We start from the raw sequence: 17,116 nt of genomic DNA, 5'->3' as shown, positions 1-17,116 counted from the left end.
ACCCGCACACCTCAGACCCAATCGCGAACCGCACGGAAGCGACACCGATGGCAAGCGTCGACCTGAACTCCGATCTCGGCGAGGGCTACGGCACCTACGCCTGCGGCGACGATGCGGCGATGCTCGGCATCGTCACCTCCGCCAATGTCGCCTGCGGCCTGCACGCGGGCGACCCCGAGATCATGGCCGCGACCTTCGCCCTGGCGAGGGAGAACGGCGTCGCCGTCGGCGCGCATCCGGGCTTCCCCGACCTGTGGGGCTTCGGGCGGCGCCGGATGCCGTTCACACCGCCCGAGATCGAGCGCTTGGTCGCCTATCAGGTCGGCGCGGCTCAGGCGCTCGCGGCCTATGCCGGGCACCGGATCACCTACGTCAAGGCGCACGGGGCGCTGGGCAACATCGCCGCCGCCGATCGGGACGTCGCCGACGCCATCGCGCGCGCGGTCCGCGCGGTCGACCGCGACCTGTCGCTGCTGGCCACCGCGCTCACCGCCCAGGTAACGGCCGGCGAGGCGCTGGGCCTCGACGTGCATCCGGAGATCTTCGCCGACCGCGGCTACACCGAGGACGGCCAGTTGATTGCCCGCGGGCAGCCCGGCGCCCTCATCAAGGCGGCGGACGAGGCCGCCGACCGCGTACTCGCGATGGTCGAGGCGGGCGCGATCATCACCGCGGGCGGCACGCGCCTGCCGACGCCGATCCGCTCGGTCTGCGTCCACGGCGATTCCGCGCACGCGGTCGCCACCGCCCGCGCGGTGCGGACCCGGCTGGAGGGCGCCGGCCACCGCCTCGCGCCGTTCCGGACCTGAGGGCGCGATGACGGATCGCGACACCCTGCGCCTCCTCGACGCCGGCGAGGCGGCGCTGGTGGCCGAGTTCGGCGCGCGCGTCGATCCGGCGGTCAACGACCGGGTGCTGGCGCTGGACGAGGCGCTCCGCGCCGACCCGCCCGACGGCGTGACCGAGACGGTCCCGACCTACCGCTCGCTGATGATCCACTACGATCCCCTGGTGCTCGACCGCGCGGCGCTCGCCGCGCGGGTCACCGCGCTGTCGGAGCAGGCCGGCACGCGCAGGGCCGCCCCCTCGCTGTGGACCCTGCCCTGCTGCTACGACGAGCCCTGCGGCGAGGACATCGCCGCGATCGCCGGGTTGACCGGGCTGTCGGTGGAGCGCGTCGCGGCCCTGCACGCGGGGGCGACCTACCGGGTCTACATGTACGGCTTCGCGCCCGGCTTCGCCTACCTCGGCGGCCTGCCCGAGGCGCTGGCCGTGCCGCGCCGCGACCGCCCGCGGCCGCCCCATGCGGCCAACGCCCTCGTCGTCGGCGGCGGCCTCGCGGCGGTCGGCACCGTGCCGATGCCGACCGGCTGGTACGTGATCGCGCAGACGCCCGCCCGGCTCTACGCGCCGGAGCAGGCGCAGGCCTTCCCCGTCGCACCCGGCGACCTCCTGCGGTTCGAGGCCGTCGATGCCGGCAGCTTCGCCGCCCTGGAACGCCGGGCTGCCGCGGGCGAGACGGTGGCGCGGCGCGAGGCGTTCCCCGCGGAGGAGCCCCGATGAGCGCGCGCCTCGCCATCCTCGCCGCCGGCCCGAGCGTCACCCTCCAGGATGCCGGCCGGCACGGCTACCTGCGCTTCGGCATCACCGCGGCCGGGCCGATGGACCCGCTGGCCTTCGCCACCGCCAACCGCGCCGCCGGCAACCCGGCGGGCGCCACGGCGATCGAGATATCGGCCGGCGGCATCACTGTGGCGGCGGAGGACGGCCCGCTTGGGCTGGTGCTCGTGAGCACCGGCTTCCGCGTCAGTCTCGATGGGCAGGCGATGCCCGCGTCCGTCGCGCTCACCTTGGAACCGGGCCGGACGCTGGCCGTGCGGGCGGGCGCCTCCGGCGCGTGGGCCTACCTCGCGGTCGCCGGCCGCATCGACGTCGACCCGATGCTCGGGTCGACGGCAACCCACACCCGCTCGGGCCTCGGCGGGTTGAACGGACGCGCGCTCGCCGCGGGGGACCGGCTCACCGTCGCCGAGGCCCGCTCCGGCGCCGGCAGCCCGCACGCGCTGGCCGCCCCCTGGCTCGACCGGCGGCCGGACGTGATCCGCGTCGTCCTCGGGCCGCAGGACGACGCCTTCGCCCCCGATCAGGTCGCGGCCTTCCTCGCCGGCCCCTGGACGGTGGGCGGGCGCGGCGATCGGATGGCCTGCTTCCTCGACGGACCGCGCCTCACCCATCTCCACGGACACGATATCGTCTCCGACGGAATCGTCATGGGCGCGATCCAGGTGCCCGGAGAGGGGTTGCCGATCGTTCTGATGGCCGACCGGCAATCGACCGGCGGCTACCCGAAGATCGCCACGGTGATCGGGCCGGATCTCGGCCGGCTCGCACAGGCGCAGGCGGGGGCAAGCCTGCGCTTCACCGCCGTCCCAATCGCCGAGGCCGTCGCCGCCCGCCGCGCGGAAGCCGCATTGCTGCGGCCGGAGATCGCGCTGGAGCCCGTGATCCGGACGGACTTCCCGGCCGAACTGCTGCTGGGGCTGAACCTCGTCGACGGCGTCGTCGACGGGCGCGGCTGATCCCTTGTCGGATTCGGCGGCCGGACTGAATCGCCGCGGCACATCGCGGGGATTGGGCCTTGCGGCTGGACGAAGATTTGCTTCAGACGAAGGGCATGGACCTCGACACCATCACCACGATCCTCACGCCGCGGGACGCCGCCGCCCTGCCGCCGTGGCGGGCGGGCGACGCGTGGCTCGCCGGCGGCACGTGGCTGTTCTCGGAGCCGCAGCCGCACCTCGCGCGCCTGATCGACCTCGCCGGCCTCGGCTTGCCGCCGAGCACCGTCTCGGAAGGCGGCCTGCACCTGTCGGCGACCTGCACGATCGCCGAACTCGACGGCCTCGCCCTGCCGCGGGCCTGGACCGCGGCACCGCTCGTCGGCCAGTGCTGCCGGGCGCTGCTGGGCTCGTTCAAGATCTGGAACCGGGCGACGGTGGGGGGCAACCTCTGCATGGCACTGCCGGCCGGGCCGATGATCGCGCTGTGCACGGCGCTCGACGGCGTCTGCACCCTGCGCACGCCCGAGGGCGGCGAGCGCCGCCTGCCAGTCGCCGACTTCGTCCTCGGGCCGCAGGAGACGGCGCTCGCGCCGGGCGAGATCCTGCTGCACGTCGCGATGCCCGCTGCGGCCCTGCATCGGAAAACCGCGTTCCGGCGCATCGCGCTGAGCCCGGGCGGGCGCTCGGGCGCCCTGCTGATCGGCACGCGCGACGCAGGTGGCACCTTCGTGCTCATCGTCACCGCCGCGACCCGCCGCCCGGTGCGCATCGCCTTCGGGACGGTCCCTGACGTGGAAGGCCTCGGCGCGGCCCTCGCGGACGCGATCCCCGACGCCCTCTGGTACGACGACGTTCACGGGGCGCCGGACTGGCGGCGGCACGTGACCGGGCTGCTCGCCGAGGAGATCCGGGCCGAACTCGCGGGAGCCCGCTGATGCGGATGACCATCAACGGCCACGCCGACGAGGTCGAGCCGCGCCCGGGGCAGTGCCTGCGCACGCTCCTGCGCGAGCGCGGCTGGTTCGGCGTCAAGAAGGGGTGCGACGCGGGCGATTGCGGCGCCTGCACGGTGCACCTCGACGGCGAGCCGATCCACGCCTGCCTGCTCCCCGCCTTCCGCGCGGAGGGGCGAAGCGTGACGACGATCGAGGGGCTGTCCGGCCCCTGCCTCGCCGGGGACGGGACGCGGGAGCACGTCCACCCGATGCAGGCCGCCTTCCTCGGGGCGCAGGGCTTCCAGTGCGGGTTCTGCACGCCGGGCATGATCATGACGGCGGCGGTCCTCGACCAGGGCCAGAAGCGGGATCTCGGCACCGCGCTGAAGGGCAACCTCTGCCGCTGCACCGGCTACCGCGCGATCCGCGACGCCATCGACGGGATCATGCACGCCGAGGCGGGTGCGGGCGATCCCGTCGGGCGCAGCGTGCCGGCGCCGGCAGGTCCCGCGGTGGTGTCCGGCGCGGCGCCCTTCACCTTCGACCTCGCGGTGCCGGGCCTGCTGCACATGAAGGTTCTGCGCGCCGAGCATCCGCACGCGCGGATCGTCGCGATCGACCGCGACGCGGCGCTCAGGCTTCCGGGCGTCGTGGCCGTGCTTACCCACGCGGACGCGCCCCCGCGGCGCTTCTCCACCGGTCGCCACGAGAACCCCGCCGACGACGCTCTCGACACGCGCGTGCTCGACGCCGTCGTGCGCTTCGCCGGGCAGCGGGTGGCGGCGGTCGTCGCCGAGAGCGAGGCCGCGGCTGAGGCCGGTATCCGCGCGCTGACGGTGACCTACGACGTGCTGCCCGCTGTGTTCGACCCCGAGGCAGCGATGCGGCCGGGCGCCCCCTCGGTCCACGCGCGCACGGCGCCCGGCGAGGACGCGGCGCCCGAGCCCTCCCGCCCCAACCTCGCGGCGGAGGTGTACGGCGCGATCGGCGACGTGGAGGCGGGCTTCGCGCAGGCTGATCGCATCCACGAGGCGACCTACGTCTCGCAGCGCGTCCAGCACGCCCACCTGGAGACCCACGGCGCCGTGGGCTGGCTCGACGCGGCCGGCGGCCTCGTCGTCCGCTCCTCGACGCAGGTGCCGTTCCTGACCCGCGACGCGCTCTGCGCCCTGTTCGACCTCGACCGGACGCGGGTGCGCGTCGTCGCGGGCCGGGTCGGCGGCGGCTTCGGCGGCAAGCAGGAGATGCTGACGGAAGACCTCGTCGCCCTCGCGGTGCTCCGCACCGGCCGCCCGGTGAAGTGGGAGATGACGCGCCAGGAGCAGTTCATCGCCGCCACCACCCGTCATCCGATGCGGGTCGGCGTCAAGCTCGGGGCCAGGGCCGACGGCACGCTGACGGCGATCGCGCTGCACGTCGTCTCGAACACCGGCGCCTACGGCAACCATGCCGGCGGGGTGCTGCACCACGGCTGCAACGAGTCGATCGGCGTCTACCGCTGTCCGAACAAGCGCGTCGAGGGCTACGCCGTCCACACCAACACCCTGCCCGCCGGGGCTTTTCGCGGCTACGGCCTCAGCCAGACGACCTTCGCCGTCGAGTCCGCGATGGACGAACTCGCCCGCGACCTCGGCATCGACCCCTACGACATGCGCCGCCGCAACGCGGTGCGGCCGGGCGATCCGATGGTCTCGACGAGCCTGGAGCCGCACGACGTCGAATACGGGAGCTACGGCCTTCCCGAGTGCCTCGACCGCGTGGAGGCGGCGATGGCCGGACCGGGCGGAGAGGCCGCGCCCGAGGGCTGGCGCGTGGGCGAGGGCATGGCGATGGCGATGATCGACACGATCCCGCCGCGCGGCCACATCTCCGAGGCGCGCATCCGGCTCGGCGCGGCGGGCCGCTACGACCTGTCGGTCGGCACCGCCGAGTTCGGCAACGGCACCGCGACGGTGCACGCGCAGATCGCCGCGGCCGCCCTCGCGACGAGCCCGGACCGGATCGTGCTCCACGCCTCGGACACCGACGCGGTCGGCCACGACACCGGCGCCTACGGCAGCACCGGCATCGTCGTCGCGGGGCGCGCCACCCTCGACGCGGCGGAGGCGCTGGCGCGGACGATCCTGACCCGCGCCGCCGCGCGGGCCGGCGCCGAGCCCGCAGCCTGCCGGCTCGCTGCCGACCACGTTTCGGTGCCGGGCGGGCGCGTCGCGCTCTCCGATCTCGCCGCGGACGGGCCGCTCGAGGCGCAGGGTCGGGCGGATGGGACGCCGCGCTCGGTCGCCTTCAACGTCCAGGCGTTCCGGGTCGCCGTGCATCCGGGAACCGGCGAGGTCCGCATCCTGCGGAGCGTCCACGCGGCCGATGCCGGCCGCGTCATCAACCCGATGCAGTGCCGGGGACAGGTCGAGGGCGGCGTCGCTCAGGCGATTGGCGCGGCGCTCTACGAGGATCTGCGCCTCGACGCGGACGGCCGCGTCGTCACCCAGACCTTCCGCAACTACCACATCCCGGCCTGCGCCGACGTGCCCGCCACCGAGGTGCTGTTCGCCGAAACCCACGACCGCGTCGGGCCGCTCGGCGCCAAGTCGATGAGCGAGAGCCCGTTCAACCCGGTCGCCGCGGCGCTCGCCAACGCGATCCGCGACGCCACCGGCGCCCGGCTGACGCGAACGCCGTTCGCCGCGGACCGGATCTTTCGCGACGTGGCGGACGCGCGTGGCCGGTAGGCGCCGCCGATCGCGCGGATCACCGCGCCGCGGTCGATCGTGCCTGATGGGCGTCAGTGGTGGCCGGCCATGTGGCGGCCGATCGTGGCGACCTCGGCGGTCGCGGCCGGCGTCTCGTAGACGAGGCGGCCGTCCGACATCACCACGATGCGGTCGGAGAGCTCCAGGATCTCGTCGAGGTCCTCGCTGATCAGCAGCACCGCGGCGCCGAGGTTGCGCGCCGAGACGATCCGGTTGCGGATCTCGGACACGGCCGAGAAATCGAGGCCGAAGCAGGGGTTGACCACGATCAGGAGATCGACCGGGTCGGTCAGTTCGCGGGCGAGCACCGCGCGCTGCACGTTGCCGCCCGACAGCGTCGCGACCGGCGCCTCGGAGGAGGCGGTCTTGACCTTGAAGCGGTCGATCAGGTCCTTGCCGCGCCGCACGATGGCGCGCCGGTCGAGCCAGAAGGTCGGCGCCCCGGTCGGGTCCTCGCCGCGTCGGTCGAAGGCGCGGAACGCGAGGTTCTCGGCGACTGACATCCGCGGCGCGCAGGCGTTGCGCAGGGGCTCCTCGGGAATGAAGCGGACCCGATGCGCCCGGCTCTCGGCCCGGGTCCCGACGTAGGGCTCGCCCGCGACGATCACGCGGCCGCCGGTGGCGCGGATCTGACCGCCGAGCACGTCGGCCAATTCCTTCTGGCCGTTGCCCGAGACTCCGGCGATGCCGACGATCTCCCGGGCCCGCACCCGCAGGTCTTCGATCGCGACGGAGCGCAGGCCGGAGACGTCCGTGGCCGTCACGGTCTCGACGCGCAGGATCTCGCGGGCCGGGTCGGGCGCGCCCACCCGCGCGGCCAGGGTGCCGACCTTGCGCTCGCCCATCATCAGCGCCGCCATGTCGTCGCGGGACAGCTCGCCGACCGCGCCGCCGCCGACGAGCTTGCCGCGACGCAGCACGCTCACCGTCCGGGCGAAGGCCTCGACCTCGCGGAACTTGTGGCTGATCATCAGCACGGTGAGCGCGCCTCGGTCGGACATTCCGCGCAGGAGCCCCAGCACCTCCTCGGCCTCGGCCGGCGTCAGCACCGAGGTCGGCTCGTCGAGGATCAGGAAGCGGGCCTCGAGGTAGAGCTGCTTGACGATCTCGAGCTTCTGCTTCTCGCCGGCCGAGAGTTCCGCCACCGGCCGGTCGAGGTTGAGCCGGAACGGCATCCGCGTCATGAAGGCGGAAAGCCTCTCGCGCTCGGCGGCCCAGTTGATGATCGCGGGCGCGTCCGCGCGGCTGATGACGAGGTTCTCCGCGCCCGTGAGCGAGGGCACCAGGGTGAAGTGCTGGTAGACCATGCCGAGGCCGCGCTCCTGCGCGCCCTTCGGATTGGTGATCCCGGCCTCGCGGCCGTCGACGAGCACGCTGCCCGAGGTCGGCGCGTAGAAGCCCATCACGCACTTCACCAGGGTCGACTTGCCGGCCCCGTTCTCGCCGAGCAGCGCGTGGAAGCCGCCGGCGGCGATCTTCATCGACACGTCGTCCAGCGCCGCGAAGGCGCCGAAGCGCTTGGTCATGCCGACGGCCTCGACGCCGATGGCGCCGGAGGCCGGGGATGCACGCTCGGCCGTCGCGCTCATCCGGCCATCGCCGCCACGAGCGCGTCGGAGGTGGCGACGGCGCCGAACACGCCGCCCTGCATCGTCACCATCTTCAGCGCCGCCTCGTGGTTGCCGCGGTCGGTTGCCGCGCACGCGTCCGAGACGATCACGCACTCGAAGCCGCGGTCGTTGGCCTCGCGCATCGTGGTGTGGACGCAGACATCCGTCGTGATGCCGGTGAGGATTAGGTTGCGCACCCTGCGGGCCGTCAGGATCAGCTCCAGGTCGGTGGCGCAGAACGAGCCCTTGCCGGGCTTGTCGATCACCGGCTCGCCGGGTAGCGGCGCGAGTTCGGGCACGATCTCCCAGCCGGGCTCGCCGCGCACCAGCACGCGTCCGCAGGGGCCGGGATCGCCGATGCCCGCCCCGATCCGCCGCGAGCGCCAGCGCTTGTTCGCCGGCAGGTCGGCGAGGTCCGGCCGGTGGCCCTCGCGGGTGTGGATGACGTGGTATCGCCCCGCTCTTGCCGCGGCGAGCAGGGCCTGGATCGCGGGGATCGGCGCGCGGGTCAGGCCGATGTCGTAGCCCATGGCGTCGACGTAGCCGCCCGGCCCGCAGAAATCGATCTGCATGTCGATGACGACGAGCGCCGTGTTCTCAGGCTGCAGGTCGCCGTCGAACGGCCACGGGTAGGGTTCGGCGGCGGCGTGACGCCCGCCGTCCGGCCCGCCTTCTGTGGGGAAGGGGATCACGCTCATTCCGCCGCCTCCCGCGCCTCGGGGGTCTGCCCGGCGCCGTAGCTGCGGGTCGGCTCGGAAAAGCCGCAGGCCGTGCCGTCGACGATCCTGACCTGATCCTCCCACGGCAGCCGGTACCGGCCGGCGGCGAGGTCGTGCATGTAGGTGTAGGGGCAGTCCTGCGCGCCGCCCTTCACCGCCGTGTAGCCGCGGTGGCCGAACTGGTAGATGTTGTTCTCGACGCCCCAGTGGATGCGCGCCTCGCGCACGAGGTCGGGCCGCACCTCCGCGGTGATGATCTCGTCGGCCCGTCCGGTGGTGCCGTGGGCGATGACCGACCCGTCGAAGTTCACGATCATGCCTTCGCCCATCGAGTCGAAGGTGCCGTCCGAGCCGCACATGCAGACGTTGGCGGTGACCATCAGGTTGCAGAAGGCGTTCGACTGGTTGGTGAAGCGCCAGGACTCGCGGATCGGCGCGGTGTAGCCCGCCGTGCGGATCATGATCTCGGCGCCCTTGTAGGCGCATTCCCGCGCCATCTCCGGGAACATGCCGTCGTGGCAGATGATGAGCGCGAGCTTGGCGCCCTTCGGCCCGTCGATCACCGGGATGCCGACATCGCCCGGCTCCCACGGCTCGACCGGGACCCACGGGTGCATCTTGCGGTAGTACAACTTCACCGCACCTTCGTCGTCGATGACGAGGCCGGTGTTGTACGGGTTGCCGTGCGGGTTGGCCTCCATGATGGAGAAGCAGCCCCAGATGCGGTTGTCGATACAGGCCTGCCGGAGGGCCGCGACCTCCGGCCCATCCATCCGGCACAGGATGTCGGGGTTGGTGTCCATCGACAGGCCGTGCAACGCGTATTCGGGGAAAACCACGAGGTCCATGCCGGCGACGTTGCCCCGCGCCTTCCCAATCATCGCCACCACGCGCTCAGTCTGCGCGCCGAGGTCGGCCTTGGTGGCGACGCGGGGCAGTTGGAGCTGCACGAGGCCGATCACCACGCCGTTCGGGGATTTGTTGAGTCCGCCCAAGCCGTTCATCGGACACCTTACTTCGAGAGCGCAGATTACTTGAGAGCGTAAGTTACTTCGAGAGCGCAAGTTCGCCCGGCGCCCCGGCCAGCGCCCGGTCGGACGAAGAGGTGGCGATCAGGAGTGCGAGGGTGAGGACGTAGGGCGCGGCGTAGAACAGGTAGTAGCCCTGCGTGACGCCGACCGATTGCAGCGCCGGGCCGAGCGCGCCGGCGCCGCCGAACAGCAGGGCCGCGCCGAAGCAGGCAAGCGGGTTCCAGCGGGCGAAGATGACCAGCGCCACCGCCATCAGCCCCTGGCCCGAGGACACGCCCTCGTTCCACGAGCCCGGATAGTACAGGGACAGGTGGGCGCCGCCGATCCCGGCGAGCACGCCGCCGGCGGCCGTGGCGTAGAGGCGGACGCGGTCGACGTCGTAGCCCATGGCGCGCGCCGCGTCCGCGCTGTCGCCGACGACGCGCACGACGAGCCCGGCCCGGGTGTTGCGGAACGCCCACCACAGCAGGCAGGCGAGCACGGCGCCGGCCAGGAACAGCACGTTGACGCGCAGGGCCGCCTGAACCTGCGGCACGTCCGACCAGAACCCGAAGGGGATCGACGGAAGCGGCGGCGCCGAGGGCTGGATGAACGCCTTGCCGAGGAAGAAGGCGAGGCCTGAGCCGAACAGCATCAGCGCGATGCCGACGGCGACGTCGTTGACGCGCGGCAGGCGGCAGACGAACCCGTGCAGGAGCCCGAAGGCACCCCCCGACAAGCCCGCCACCGCGACGCCCGCCCAGGGCGAGCCCGTCAGCACGGCGGTGGCGTAGGCCGACATCGCGCCGAAGACCAGCGTGCCTTCGAGGCCGAGGTTGATCCGCCCCGAGCGCTCGGTGATGGTCTCGCCGAGGCTGACGAACAGGAACGGCGTCGAGACGCGGATCGCTCCGCCGATCACTGCGAGCAACACGGTGAAGATGTCCGGCCCCCCGCTCATGCCGGAAGCCCGGAGGTCGCGCGCTTGGCCGCCCAGAGGTGCGGGCTGAACACGCGCATCCGCCCGTACAGGGTCTCGCTCGTCAGCACGACGAGGAACAGCAGGCCCTCCAGCACCAGCACGGTGGCGTCGGGCAGTTGCATCCGGCGCTGGATCAGCCCGCTCGACGCCTCGATGCCGCCGAGCAGGAATGCCACCGGCAGGATCGCGAGGGGGTTCTGCCGGGCGAGGAAGGCGACGAGGATGCCGGTGTAGCCGTAGCCGGCCACCAGCGTGCCGTTGGCGGTGCCCTGCACCGCGACCACCTCGAAGAAGCCCGCGAGCGCGGCGAACGCGCCGCCGAGGGCGGTGAAGCCGACGATCAGGCGCCCGACCGGCAACCCCTGGATCTGCGCCGCGCGCACGTTGCCGCCGGCGATCCGCGCGGCGAAGCCCAGCGTCGTGCGGTCCATCAGGACGTAGGCGAGGAGGCAGGACACGGCCCCGGCGCCGAGACCCCAGTGCACGCCGATCCCCGGCATCGGCCCGAGCATGAAGGCGTCGCCGACGGGCAGGGTCGCGGGCTTGTTCAGGCTCGCCGGATCGCGCAGCGGCCCCTCGATCAGGTGGTTGGCCACCGCGATCGCGATGTAGGAGAGCAGCAGGCTGGAGATGGTGGCGTTGACGCCGCGATACGCCTGGAGCCAGCCGACCGCGCCGATCCACACCGCGCCGGTCAGCGCCGCCGCCAGCCCCATCAGCGGAATCGCGAGGACGGCGGGGAGGGCAGCGAGCGGCTGGGCGGCGGCAGCGGCAGCCAAGCCGCCCAGCACGATCGCGCCCTCGCCGCCGATCACCACCAGCCCGAGCCGGGCGGGCAGCGCCACGCAGAGCGCGGCAAACAGCAGGGGGGCTGCCCGCTGCAGGCTGTTGCTCAGGGCGAAGGACGAGCCGAAGCCGCCGCGCCACACGATGTCGATCAGTTGGAACGGCGATTTGCCCAGAGCCGCGAGGAACAGGCCGAACAGCGCGAAGCCGAACAGGGCGGCCCCGACCGGGATCACGAACGCCTCGGAGCGGCGCGCCAGCCAGGACCGGGCCTGGAGGCCGCGGGAGGGACGCGCGGCGGTCCCCGCCAATGCCAGGGTCGAGGCGTCCGCGACCATGCCGAGCCTCCCGAATCTCGCCTACGTCAAGCTGCGCGGCAGGAAGCGTGCCAGCCGACGGCTCAGACCGAGCCCTTCACACCGGCCACGAGGTAGTTCGTGCTCTCGAGCTCGGGCGCCTTCTCCGGCAGGCCCTTGCCGCCCGCGAGGATCTCCTTGCCGGCATTGTCCTTGAGCGGTCCCTTGATGATCTGGTAGCCGCCCTTCATCATCTCGGCCTTGACCGCGTCCGCGTTCCTGCGGGCTCCGTCGCCGACGCCGGGTCCGTAGGGGCTCATTTTGACGTAGCCGTCGGCGAGCCCCCCGCGCACGAAGTTCTCGGGGGCGCGGCCCGCCTGCATCGCCTCGACGAAGCCCTTATAGATCGGCAGCCAGTTCCACTCGGCGCCGGTCAGGTACTTCTGCGGCGCGAGCGGCGACTGATCGACGTGGTAGCCGCAGACGAACGCGCCCCGGCGCGCGGCGGTCTCGACCGTCACCTTCGGGCTGTCGACGTGGCAGGTGATGACGTCGGCGCCGCCGTCGATCAGGGCGTTCGTCGCCTCCGCCTCCTTGACGGCGAGCGACCACTCGCCGGTGAAGATCACCTGGCAGGTGATGGCGGGATCGACGCTCTGCGCGCCGAGCAGGAAGGCGTTGATGTTGTTCAGCACCTGCGGAATCGGCTTGGCCGCCACGAAGCCGATCTTCTTCGACTTCGACGCGTGGCCGGCCACGATGCCGTTGAGGTACTGCCCTTGCGCGATGTAGCCGAAGTAGGAGCCGGCGTTCTTCGGGTCCTTGTCGGTCCACAGGCCGCCGCAGTGGCGGAACTGGATTTTCGGGTTCTTCTTCGCCTCGGCGAGCACGTAGGGGCTGTAGTAGCCGAACGAGGTCGGGAACAGCAGCGTCGCCCCGTCGAGGTTGATCATGCTCTCCATGGTCTTCTCGACGGCGTTGGTCTCGGCGACGCGCTCCTCCTCCGTCACCTCGAGCCCGGCCATGCCCTTCAGCGCCTTGGCCGCCTGGGCGTGGGCTTGGTTGTAGCCGTAATCGTCCTTCGGCCCGACGTAGATGAAGCCGGCCGTCAGCGTGCCCGCCGCCCACGCGCGGGAGAGGGGGGCACCGAGGCCGAGCGCCGCGGCGCCTCCGAGGAGATGCCTGCGCGAAAGCGAATGATCGGCCACGGACGCCCCCATCTCGAAATCCGGTTTCTTATCGAGCGTGGAGTCTAAGCTTGAGCTTGGAGCGGACGAAGCCGAGATTTTCGGCAGGCGCGCGTCGGGTCCCGCCCTGTCGGCGGTGAGAATTGCCGGCCAAGCGCCCAAAAACCTGCCCGTCCGTGCGAGAATTTTCAGCACGACGGCCTGAGACGCGCCTCGGTATCGACGAACACGGCAGGGATGCACCGGCAGGTCATCGTAGGGCCGGTTCGGCGCCGCGGTGGCGGGCGGATTCCACCCCGGCGTCGGATGCGGCGTGCGGGCCGCATTCCGCTTGGCCTGCGGCCTGCTACGAGCCCGGCCGCCACCGTCCCCGCTTCCGGCGCGGCGGCGTGCGAGCGACGGACGAGCCGATGCCCATCCCCCTGGCCGAGCTGAACGCGATGGCGGAGCGCGACGTCGTCGCTGCGCTGGGCGCGGTGTTCGAGCCCGCCCCCTGGGTGGCGGCCGCGGCCGCCACTGGGCGTCCCTTCGCCACGGTCGCGGCCCTGTTCGCGGCGCTGCGCGGGGCGGTCGAGGGTGCGCCGGACGAGGATCGGCGCGCGTTGCTCGCGGCCCACCGGGAACCCGCCGCGCCGCGCAGCGCGATCGCGCCGGATGCGGTCGCCGAGCCGAGGGGCGGCCTCGGCCGGATGTCGGGGCCTGAAGCCGCGCAGTTCGCGGAGCTGAGCGCCGCCTACCGCGAAAAATTCGGGCGCCCCTTCATCCTGTGCGTCGAGCGGCACGGGCGCGCCTCCCTGCTCAGCAGCCTCGCCGCCCGGCTCGCCTCCGATCCGGAGACGGAGCGACGCGCCGCCGAGGCGGAGGTGTTCCGCAGCGCAGCACTTCGCCTGAGCGCGATCGTCGACGGGGCAGGGGCGCTGCCCACTGCCGGCCGCGTCTCCACCCACGTGCTCGACACCGTCCGCGGCGGCCCGGCCGCCGGGGTGGCGCTGGAGCTTGTCGAGATCGTCTCGGCCGCCGAGACCGTCCTGGTCGCGCAGATGCGGACCAACGCCGACGGGCGCACCGACGTGCCGCTGATCGGCGGCCGGCCGGTGCCGATCGCGGCCTACGAGCTGCGCTTCGCCCTGGGCGACTATCACCGGCGGCTCGGATTGGGGCTCCCGGAGCCGCCTTTCCTCGACATCGTGCCGCTGCGCTTCGGCGTCTCGGAGCCCGAGGGCCACTACCACGTGCCGCTGGTGGCGACGCCGTGGAGCTTCCAGACCTATCGCGGGAGCTGACGGGGCTCGTTCCGACCGCGTGGAGGCCGACCGCCGAAGACGAGGCACTTCCGCGCCGATCCCGTCGGGTCGGAGCTGCCCGGATCTTGTAGGGCGCCGTGGTTGCCCGAGGACACGACGATCGGCAAGGCGATGCCCGAGACATCCAAGCCCGGCCTCGATCCCGCCCGTGCCCGGCGCGCGGCCTTTCCCCGCCACGTCCCGATCGGCACGCGCTGGGGCGACAACGATGTCTACGGCCACGTCAACAACGTGGTGTACTACGCCTTCTTCGACACCGCCGTGAACGGCCTGCTGGTGGAAGCCGGCGCCCTCGACGTGGCGGCGTCCGCAGTCATCGGCCTCGTCGTGGAGACCGGATGCCGCTACCACGCGCCGATCGCGTTTCCCGACGCGGTCACGGCGGGCGTCCGCGTCGCCCGGATCGGCCGCTCCAGCGTGCGCTACGAGATTGCTCTCTTTCGCGAGGACGAGGCCGAGGCTTCGGCGGAGGGCTTCTTCGTCCACGTCTACGTCGATCGCGGCACGCGCCGCCCGGTGCCGCTGCCGGAGCGCCTGCGGACGGTCCTGGAGGGATGGACGGCCGCCTGATCGGTGCCCGTCCGTGACACCCTGCCCCCCCCTTGGTATGGCGCGGGGATGAGGCATCGGCCGCCGTCCGGCCGCCGGTGCGAGCGGAATTCCGATCATGAACATCTTCGCCCTGTTCGAGACGCGCGTGCGCGAGGCCCTCGAAGCGCTCACACGCTCCGGCACGCTGCCCGAAGGGCTTGACCTGTCGCGCGTCGTGGTCGAGCCGCCGCGCGACCCGAGCCACGGCGACCTCGCCACCAACGCCGCCCTGGTGCTCGCCAAGGAGGCGCGCACCAACCCGAAGGCGCTGGGCGAAGCGCTGGCGGCGGCACTGCGCACCGATCCGCGGGTGGTGGAGGCCGCCGTCGCGGGTCCGGGCTTCCTCAACCTGCGCCTCGCGCCCGAAGTGTTCCACGATGTTCTGCGCAGCGTGCTCGGCGACCCGGCCGGCTACGGCACGGCCCGGATGGCCGGCGGTCCGGTCAACATCGAGTACGTCTCGGCCAATCCTACGGGGCCGATGCATGTCGGGCACGGGCGGGGTGCGGTGTTCGGGGACGCGCTCGCCAACCTTCTCGTCGCGGCGGGCCGGCAGGTGACGCGGGAATACTACATCAACGACGCGGGCGCGCAGGTCGACGTGCTGGCCCGATCCGCCCACCTGCGCTACCGCGAGGCCCTGGGCGAGGCGATCGGTGCGATTCCCGAGGGGCTCTATCCCGGCGATTACCTGAAGCCCGTGGGCGCCGCCCTGGCCGAGACCCACGGCCGCGCCCTCCTCGGGCAACCGGAGGCCGCGTGGCTGCCGGTCGTGCGCCGGACGGCCATCGCGATGATGATGGACATGATCCGCGGGGATCTCGCCGCGATCGGCATCCAGCACGACGTGTTCTTCTCGGAGCGCACCCTGCAGGACGGCAACGGCGGCGCGGTGGCCGCGCTTCTTGACGCGCTTCGCGAACGGGGCCTCGTCTACCAGGGCCGCCTGCCGCCGCCGAAGGGCCAGGTGCCGGAGGATTGGGAGGACCGGGAGCAGACCCTGTTCCGCACGAAGGATTTCGGCGACGACACCGACCGGCCGCTGCTGAAGTCCGACGGCACCTACACCTACTTCGCCTCCGACATCGCCTATCACCGGGCGAAGTACCTCGCCGGGGCGACCGAGCTGATCGACGTGCTCGGCGCCGACCACGGCGGCTACGTCAAGCGCATGCAGGCGGCGGTGAAGGCCGTCACCGACGGGCGTGCCAGCCTCGACGTGAAGCTGTGCCAGCTCGTGCGGCTGCTGCGCGCGGGCGAGCCGGTGAAGATGAGCAAGCGCTCGGGCGATTTCGTGACCCTGCGCGAGGTCATCGACGAGGTCGGGCGCGACGCGATCCGCTTCATGATGCTCTACCGCAAGAACGACGCGACGCTGGATTTCGACCTTGCCAAGGTCGTCGAGCAGTCCAAGGACAACCCGGTCTTCTACGTGCAGTACGCTCATGCCCGGGCCCGATCGGTTCAGCGGCAGGCCCGCGCGGCGTTCCCGGATTTTGATGTCTCGGACGCCGCGTGGCTGGCCGAGGCCGATTTCTCGGTGCTGACCGATCCCGGCGAGGCCGACATGCTGCGGCTGATCGCCCAGTATCCGCGCGTGCTGGAAGCGGCAGCCGCAGCCCACGAACCGCATCGGATCGCCTTCCACCTCTACGAGACGGCGAGCGCGCTCCATAGTTTCTGGAACAAGGGCAAAGACTTGCCGCAATTACGGTTTGTTAATGCAACCGACGGAAAGTCGACCCGGGCGAGGCTGGCGCTGGTCGAGGCGCTGCGGTGCGTTCTCGCATCCGGTCTTGCGGTTCTCGGCGTGAGCGCGCCGGACGCCATGCGATGAGCACGCCCGGGTTCGGCGTGGGATGAGGATGCTGCCATGACGAACGTCTCGCGTGCGCCTGTCGATTTCGACGCTTTCGCGCGTGATCTTCAGCAGCCCGTCTCCGCCGGCGAGCCGGCCGCGGACCGTGCGGTGCACAAGGCCGACCCGCTGGCCGAACTCGCCCGCATCGTCGGGCAGGACGATCCTTTTCGTGCCCTGCTTGCCACCCGGGACGACCGTCGCCAGCCAGCGGAGGCTCCCGTCCATGCCTATGGCGGGCGCGTCGAGCCGAGCTTCGGTCACGACACGGCCCACCGCAGCACGCCGGCCGACGCCTTCGACCAGTATCTCGCCTCCGTGAACCAGGGGTCCCCGCACGATGCGGCCTACGACGCGACGCCCGAGTTCCAGGGCGATCCTGAGGGCGCCCCAGCCTACGACCAGCGCAGCCTGAAGCGGGTGAAGCCGCGCCGCCGGCTCATGACGGTCGGGGCCGGCGTGGCGGTCGTCGTCGTCGCCGTCACCGGAGCCCTCACCTACAAGGGCCTTCATCGCGGCGGCGGCGG

Annotated in this window: 14 protein-coding genes and 1 pseudogene; 9 read left to right on the top strand and 6 right to left on the bottom strand. The window is 72.4% G+C overall.

Annotation, left to right across the window (positions count from 1 at the left end):
- Positions 1-47: 47 nt before the first annotated feature.
- From ACFE8Y_RS08145 to ACFE8Y_RS08125, 5 genes are all read left to right on the top strand, one after another.
- Complete coding sequence (locus ACFE8Y_RS08145) at positions 48-809, top strand: LamB/YcsF family protein (RefSeq protein ID WP_375463890.1); 762 nt, start codon at positions 48-50, stop codon at positions 807-809.
- 7 nt (positions 810-816) lie between these two features.
- Positions 817-1,563: an allophanate hydrolase subunit 1 gene (locus tag ACFE8Y_RS08140; protein ID WP_375463889.1), complete on the top strand. Its 747-nt coding sequence runs from the start codon at positions 817-819 to the stop codon at positions 1,561-1,563.
- Positions 1,560-2,579: a biotin-dependent carboxyltransferase family protein gene (locus ACFE8Y_RS08135; protein WP_375463888.1), complete on the top strand. Its 1,020-nt coding sequence runs from the start codon at positions 1,560-1,562 to the stop codon at positions 2,577-2,579. The genes ACFE8Y_RS08140 and ACFE8Y_RS08135 overlap by 4 nt, the downstream gene beginning before the upstream one ends.
- A 95-nt stretch (positions 2,580-2,674) precedes the next feature.
- Entirely contained in the window at positions 2,675-3,496 is an 822-nt protein-coding gene (locus tag ACFE8Y_RS08130) for an FAD binding domain-containing protein (RefSeq protein ID WP_375463904.1), read from the top strand.
- A complete protein-coding gene (locus ACFE8Y_RS08125; protein WP_375463887.1) occupies positions 3,496-6,225 on the top strand; it encodes a molybdopterin-dependent oxidoreductase in 2,730 nt (909 codons plus the stop codon). Before ACFE8Y_RS08130 ends, ACFE8Y_RS08125 begins: the two co-directional genes overlap by 1 nt.
- A gap of 53 nt (positions 6,226-6,278) precedes the next feature.
- Here ACFE8Y_RS08125 and ACFE8Y_RS08120 read toward each other — a convergent pair whose 3' ends face one another.
- The 6 genes from ACFE8Y_RS08120 to ACFE8Y_RS08095 all read right to left on the bottom strand — a co-directional run bounded on the left by ACFE8Y_RS08120 (position 6,279) and on the right by ACFE8Y_RS08095 (position 12,869).
- On the bottom strand, positions 6,279-7,835 hold the full coding sequence (locus ACFE8Y_RS08120) for an ABC transporter ATP-binding protein (RefSeq protein ID WP_375463886.1): 1,557 nt from the start codon (positions 7,833-7,835) through the stop codon (positions 6,279-6,281).
- Positions 7,832-8,554: a cysteine hydrolase family protein gene (locus tag ACFE8Y_RS08115; RefSeq protein WP_375463885.1), complete on the bottom strand. Its 723-nt coding sequence runs from the start codon at positions 8,552-8,554 to the stop codon at positions 7,832-7,834. Before ACFE8Y_RS08115 ends, ACFE8Y_RS08120 begins: the two co-directional genes overlap by 4 nt.
- A complete protein-coding gene (locus ACFE8Y_RS08110; RefSeq protein ID WP_375463884.1) occupies positions 8,551-9,579 on the bottom strand; it encodes a formamidase in 1,029 nt (342 codons plus the stop codon). Before ACFE8Y_RS08110 ends, ACFE8Y_RS08115 begins: the two co-directional genes overlap by 4 nt.
- A 43-nt stretch (positions 9,580-9,622) precedes the next feature.
- Positions 9,623-10,546, bottom strand: a complete 924-nt coding sequence (locus ACFE8Y_RS08105; RefSeq protein WP_375463883.1) for an ABC transporter permease — start codon at positions 10,544-10,546, stop codon at positions 9,623-9,625.
- Positions 10,543-11,691 (bottom strand): ABC transporter permease, encoded by a 1,149-nt coding sequence (locus ACFE8Y_RS08100; RefSeq protein ID WP_375463882.1) that lies wholly within the window; start codon positions 11,689-11,691, stop codon positions 10,543-10,545. The genes ACFE8Y_RS08105 and ACFE8Y_RS08100 overlap by 4 nt, the downstream gene beginning before the upstream one ends.
- 62 nt (positions 11,692-11,753) lie before the next feature.
- Positions 11,754-12,869 (bottom strand): BMP family ABC transporter substrate-binding protein, encoded by a 1,116-nt coding sequence (locus tag ACFE8Y_RS08095; RefSeq protein ID WP_375463881.1) that lies wholly within the window; start codon positions 12,867-12,869, stop codon positions 11,754-11,756.
- A 377-nt stretch (positions 12,870-13,246) separates the two neighbouring features.
- On the opposite strand from ACFE8Y_RS08095, the gene uraD reads away from it, so the two are divergent.
- The 4 genes and pseudogenes from uraD to ACFE8Y_RS08075 form a co-directional block, all read left to right on the top strand.
- The gene (uraD, locus tag ACFE8Y_RS08090) at positions 13,247-14,119 is read left to right on the top strand and encodes a 2-oxo-4-hydroxy-4-carboxy-5-ureidoimidazoline decarboxylase (protein WP_375463880.1); all 873 of its coding nucleotides are present in this window, start codon (positions 13,247-13,249) and stop codon (positions 14,117-14,119) included.
- A gap of 132 nt (positions 14,120-14,251) precedes the next feature.
- Positions 14,252-14,710 (top strand): acyl-CoA thioesterase, encoded by a 459-nt coding sequence (locus ACFE8Y_RS08085; protein ID WP_375463879.1) that lies wholly within the window; start codon positions 14,252-14,254, stop codon positions 14,708-14,710.
- Positions 14,711-14,807: 97 nt separating this feature from the next.
- Positions 14,808-16,568 carry an arginine--tRNA ligase gene (gene argS, locus ACFE8Y_RS08080; RefSeq protein ID WP_375463878.1) on the top strand — a complete coding sequence of 587 codons (1,761 nt, stop codon included), beginning with the start codon at positions 14,808-14,810 and terminating at the stop codon, positions 16,566-16,568.
- A gap of 36 nt (positions 16,569-16,604) precedes the next feature.
- Positions 16,605-17,116: pseudogene (locus tag ACFE8Y_RS08075) on the top strand (SPOR domain-containing protein); the annotation flags it as partial.

It is taken from the genome of uncultured Methylobacterium sp. (genome assembly GCF_964242245.1).
Taxonomy (GTDB): Bacteria; Pseudomonadota; Alphaproteobacteria; order Rhizobiales; family Beijerinckiaceae; genus Methylobacterium.
The sequence above is the reverse complement of the archived record's forward strand: the minus strand, read 5'-3'. Positions and strand labels throughout refer to the sequence as shown.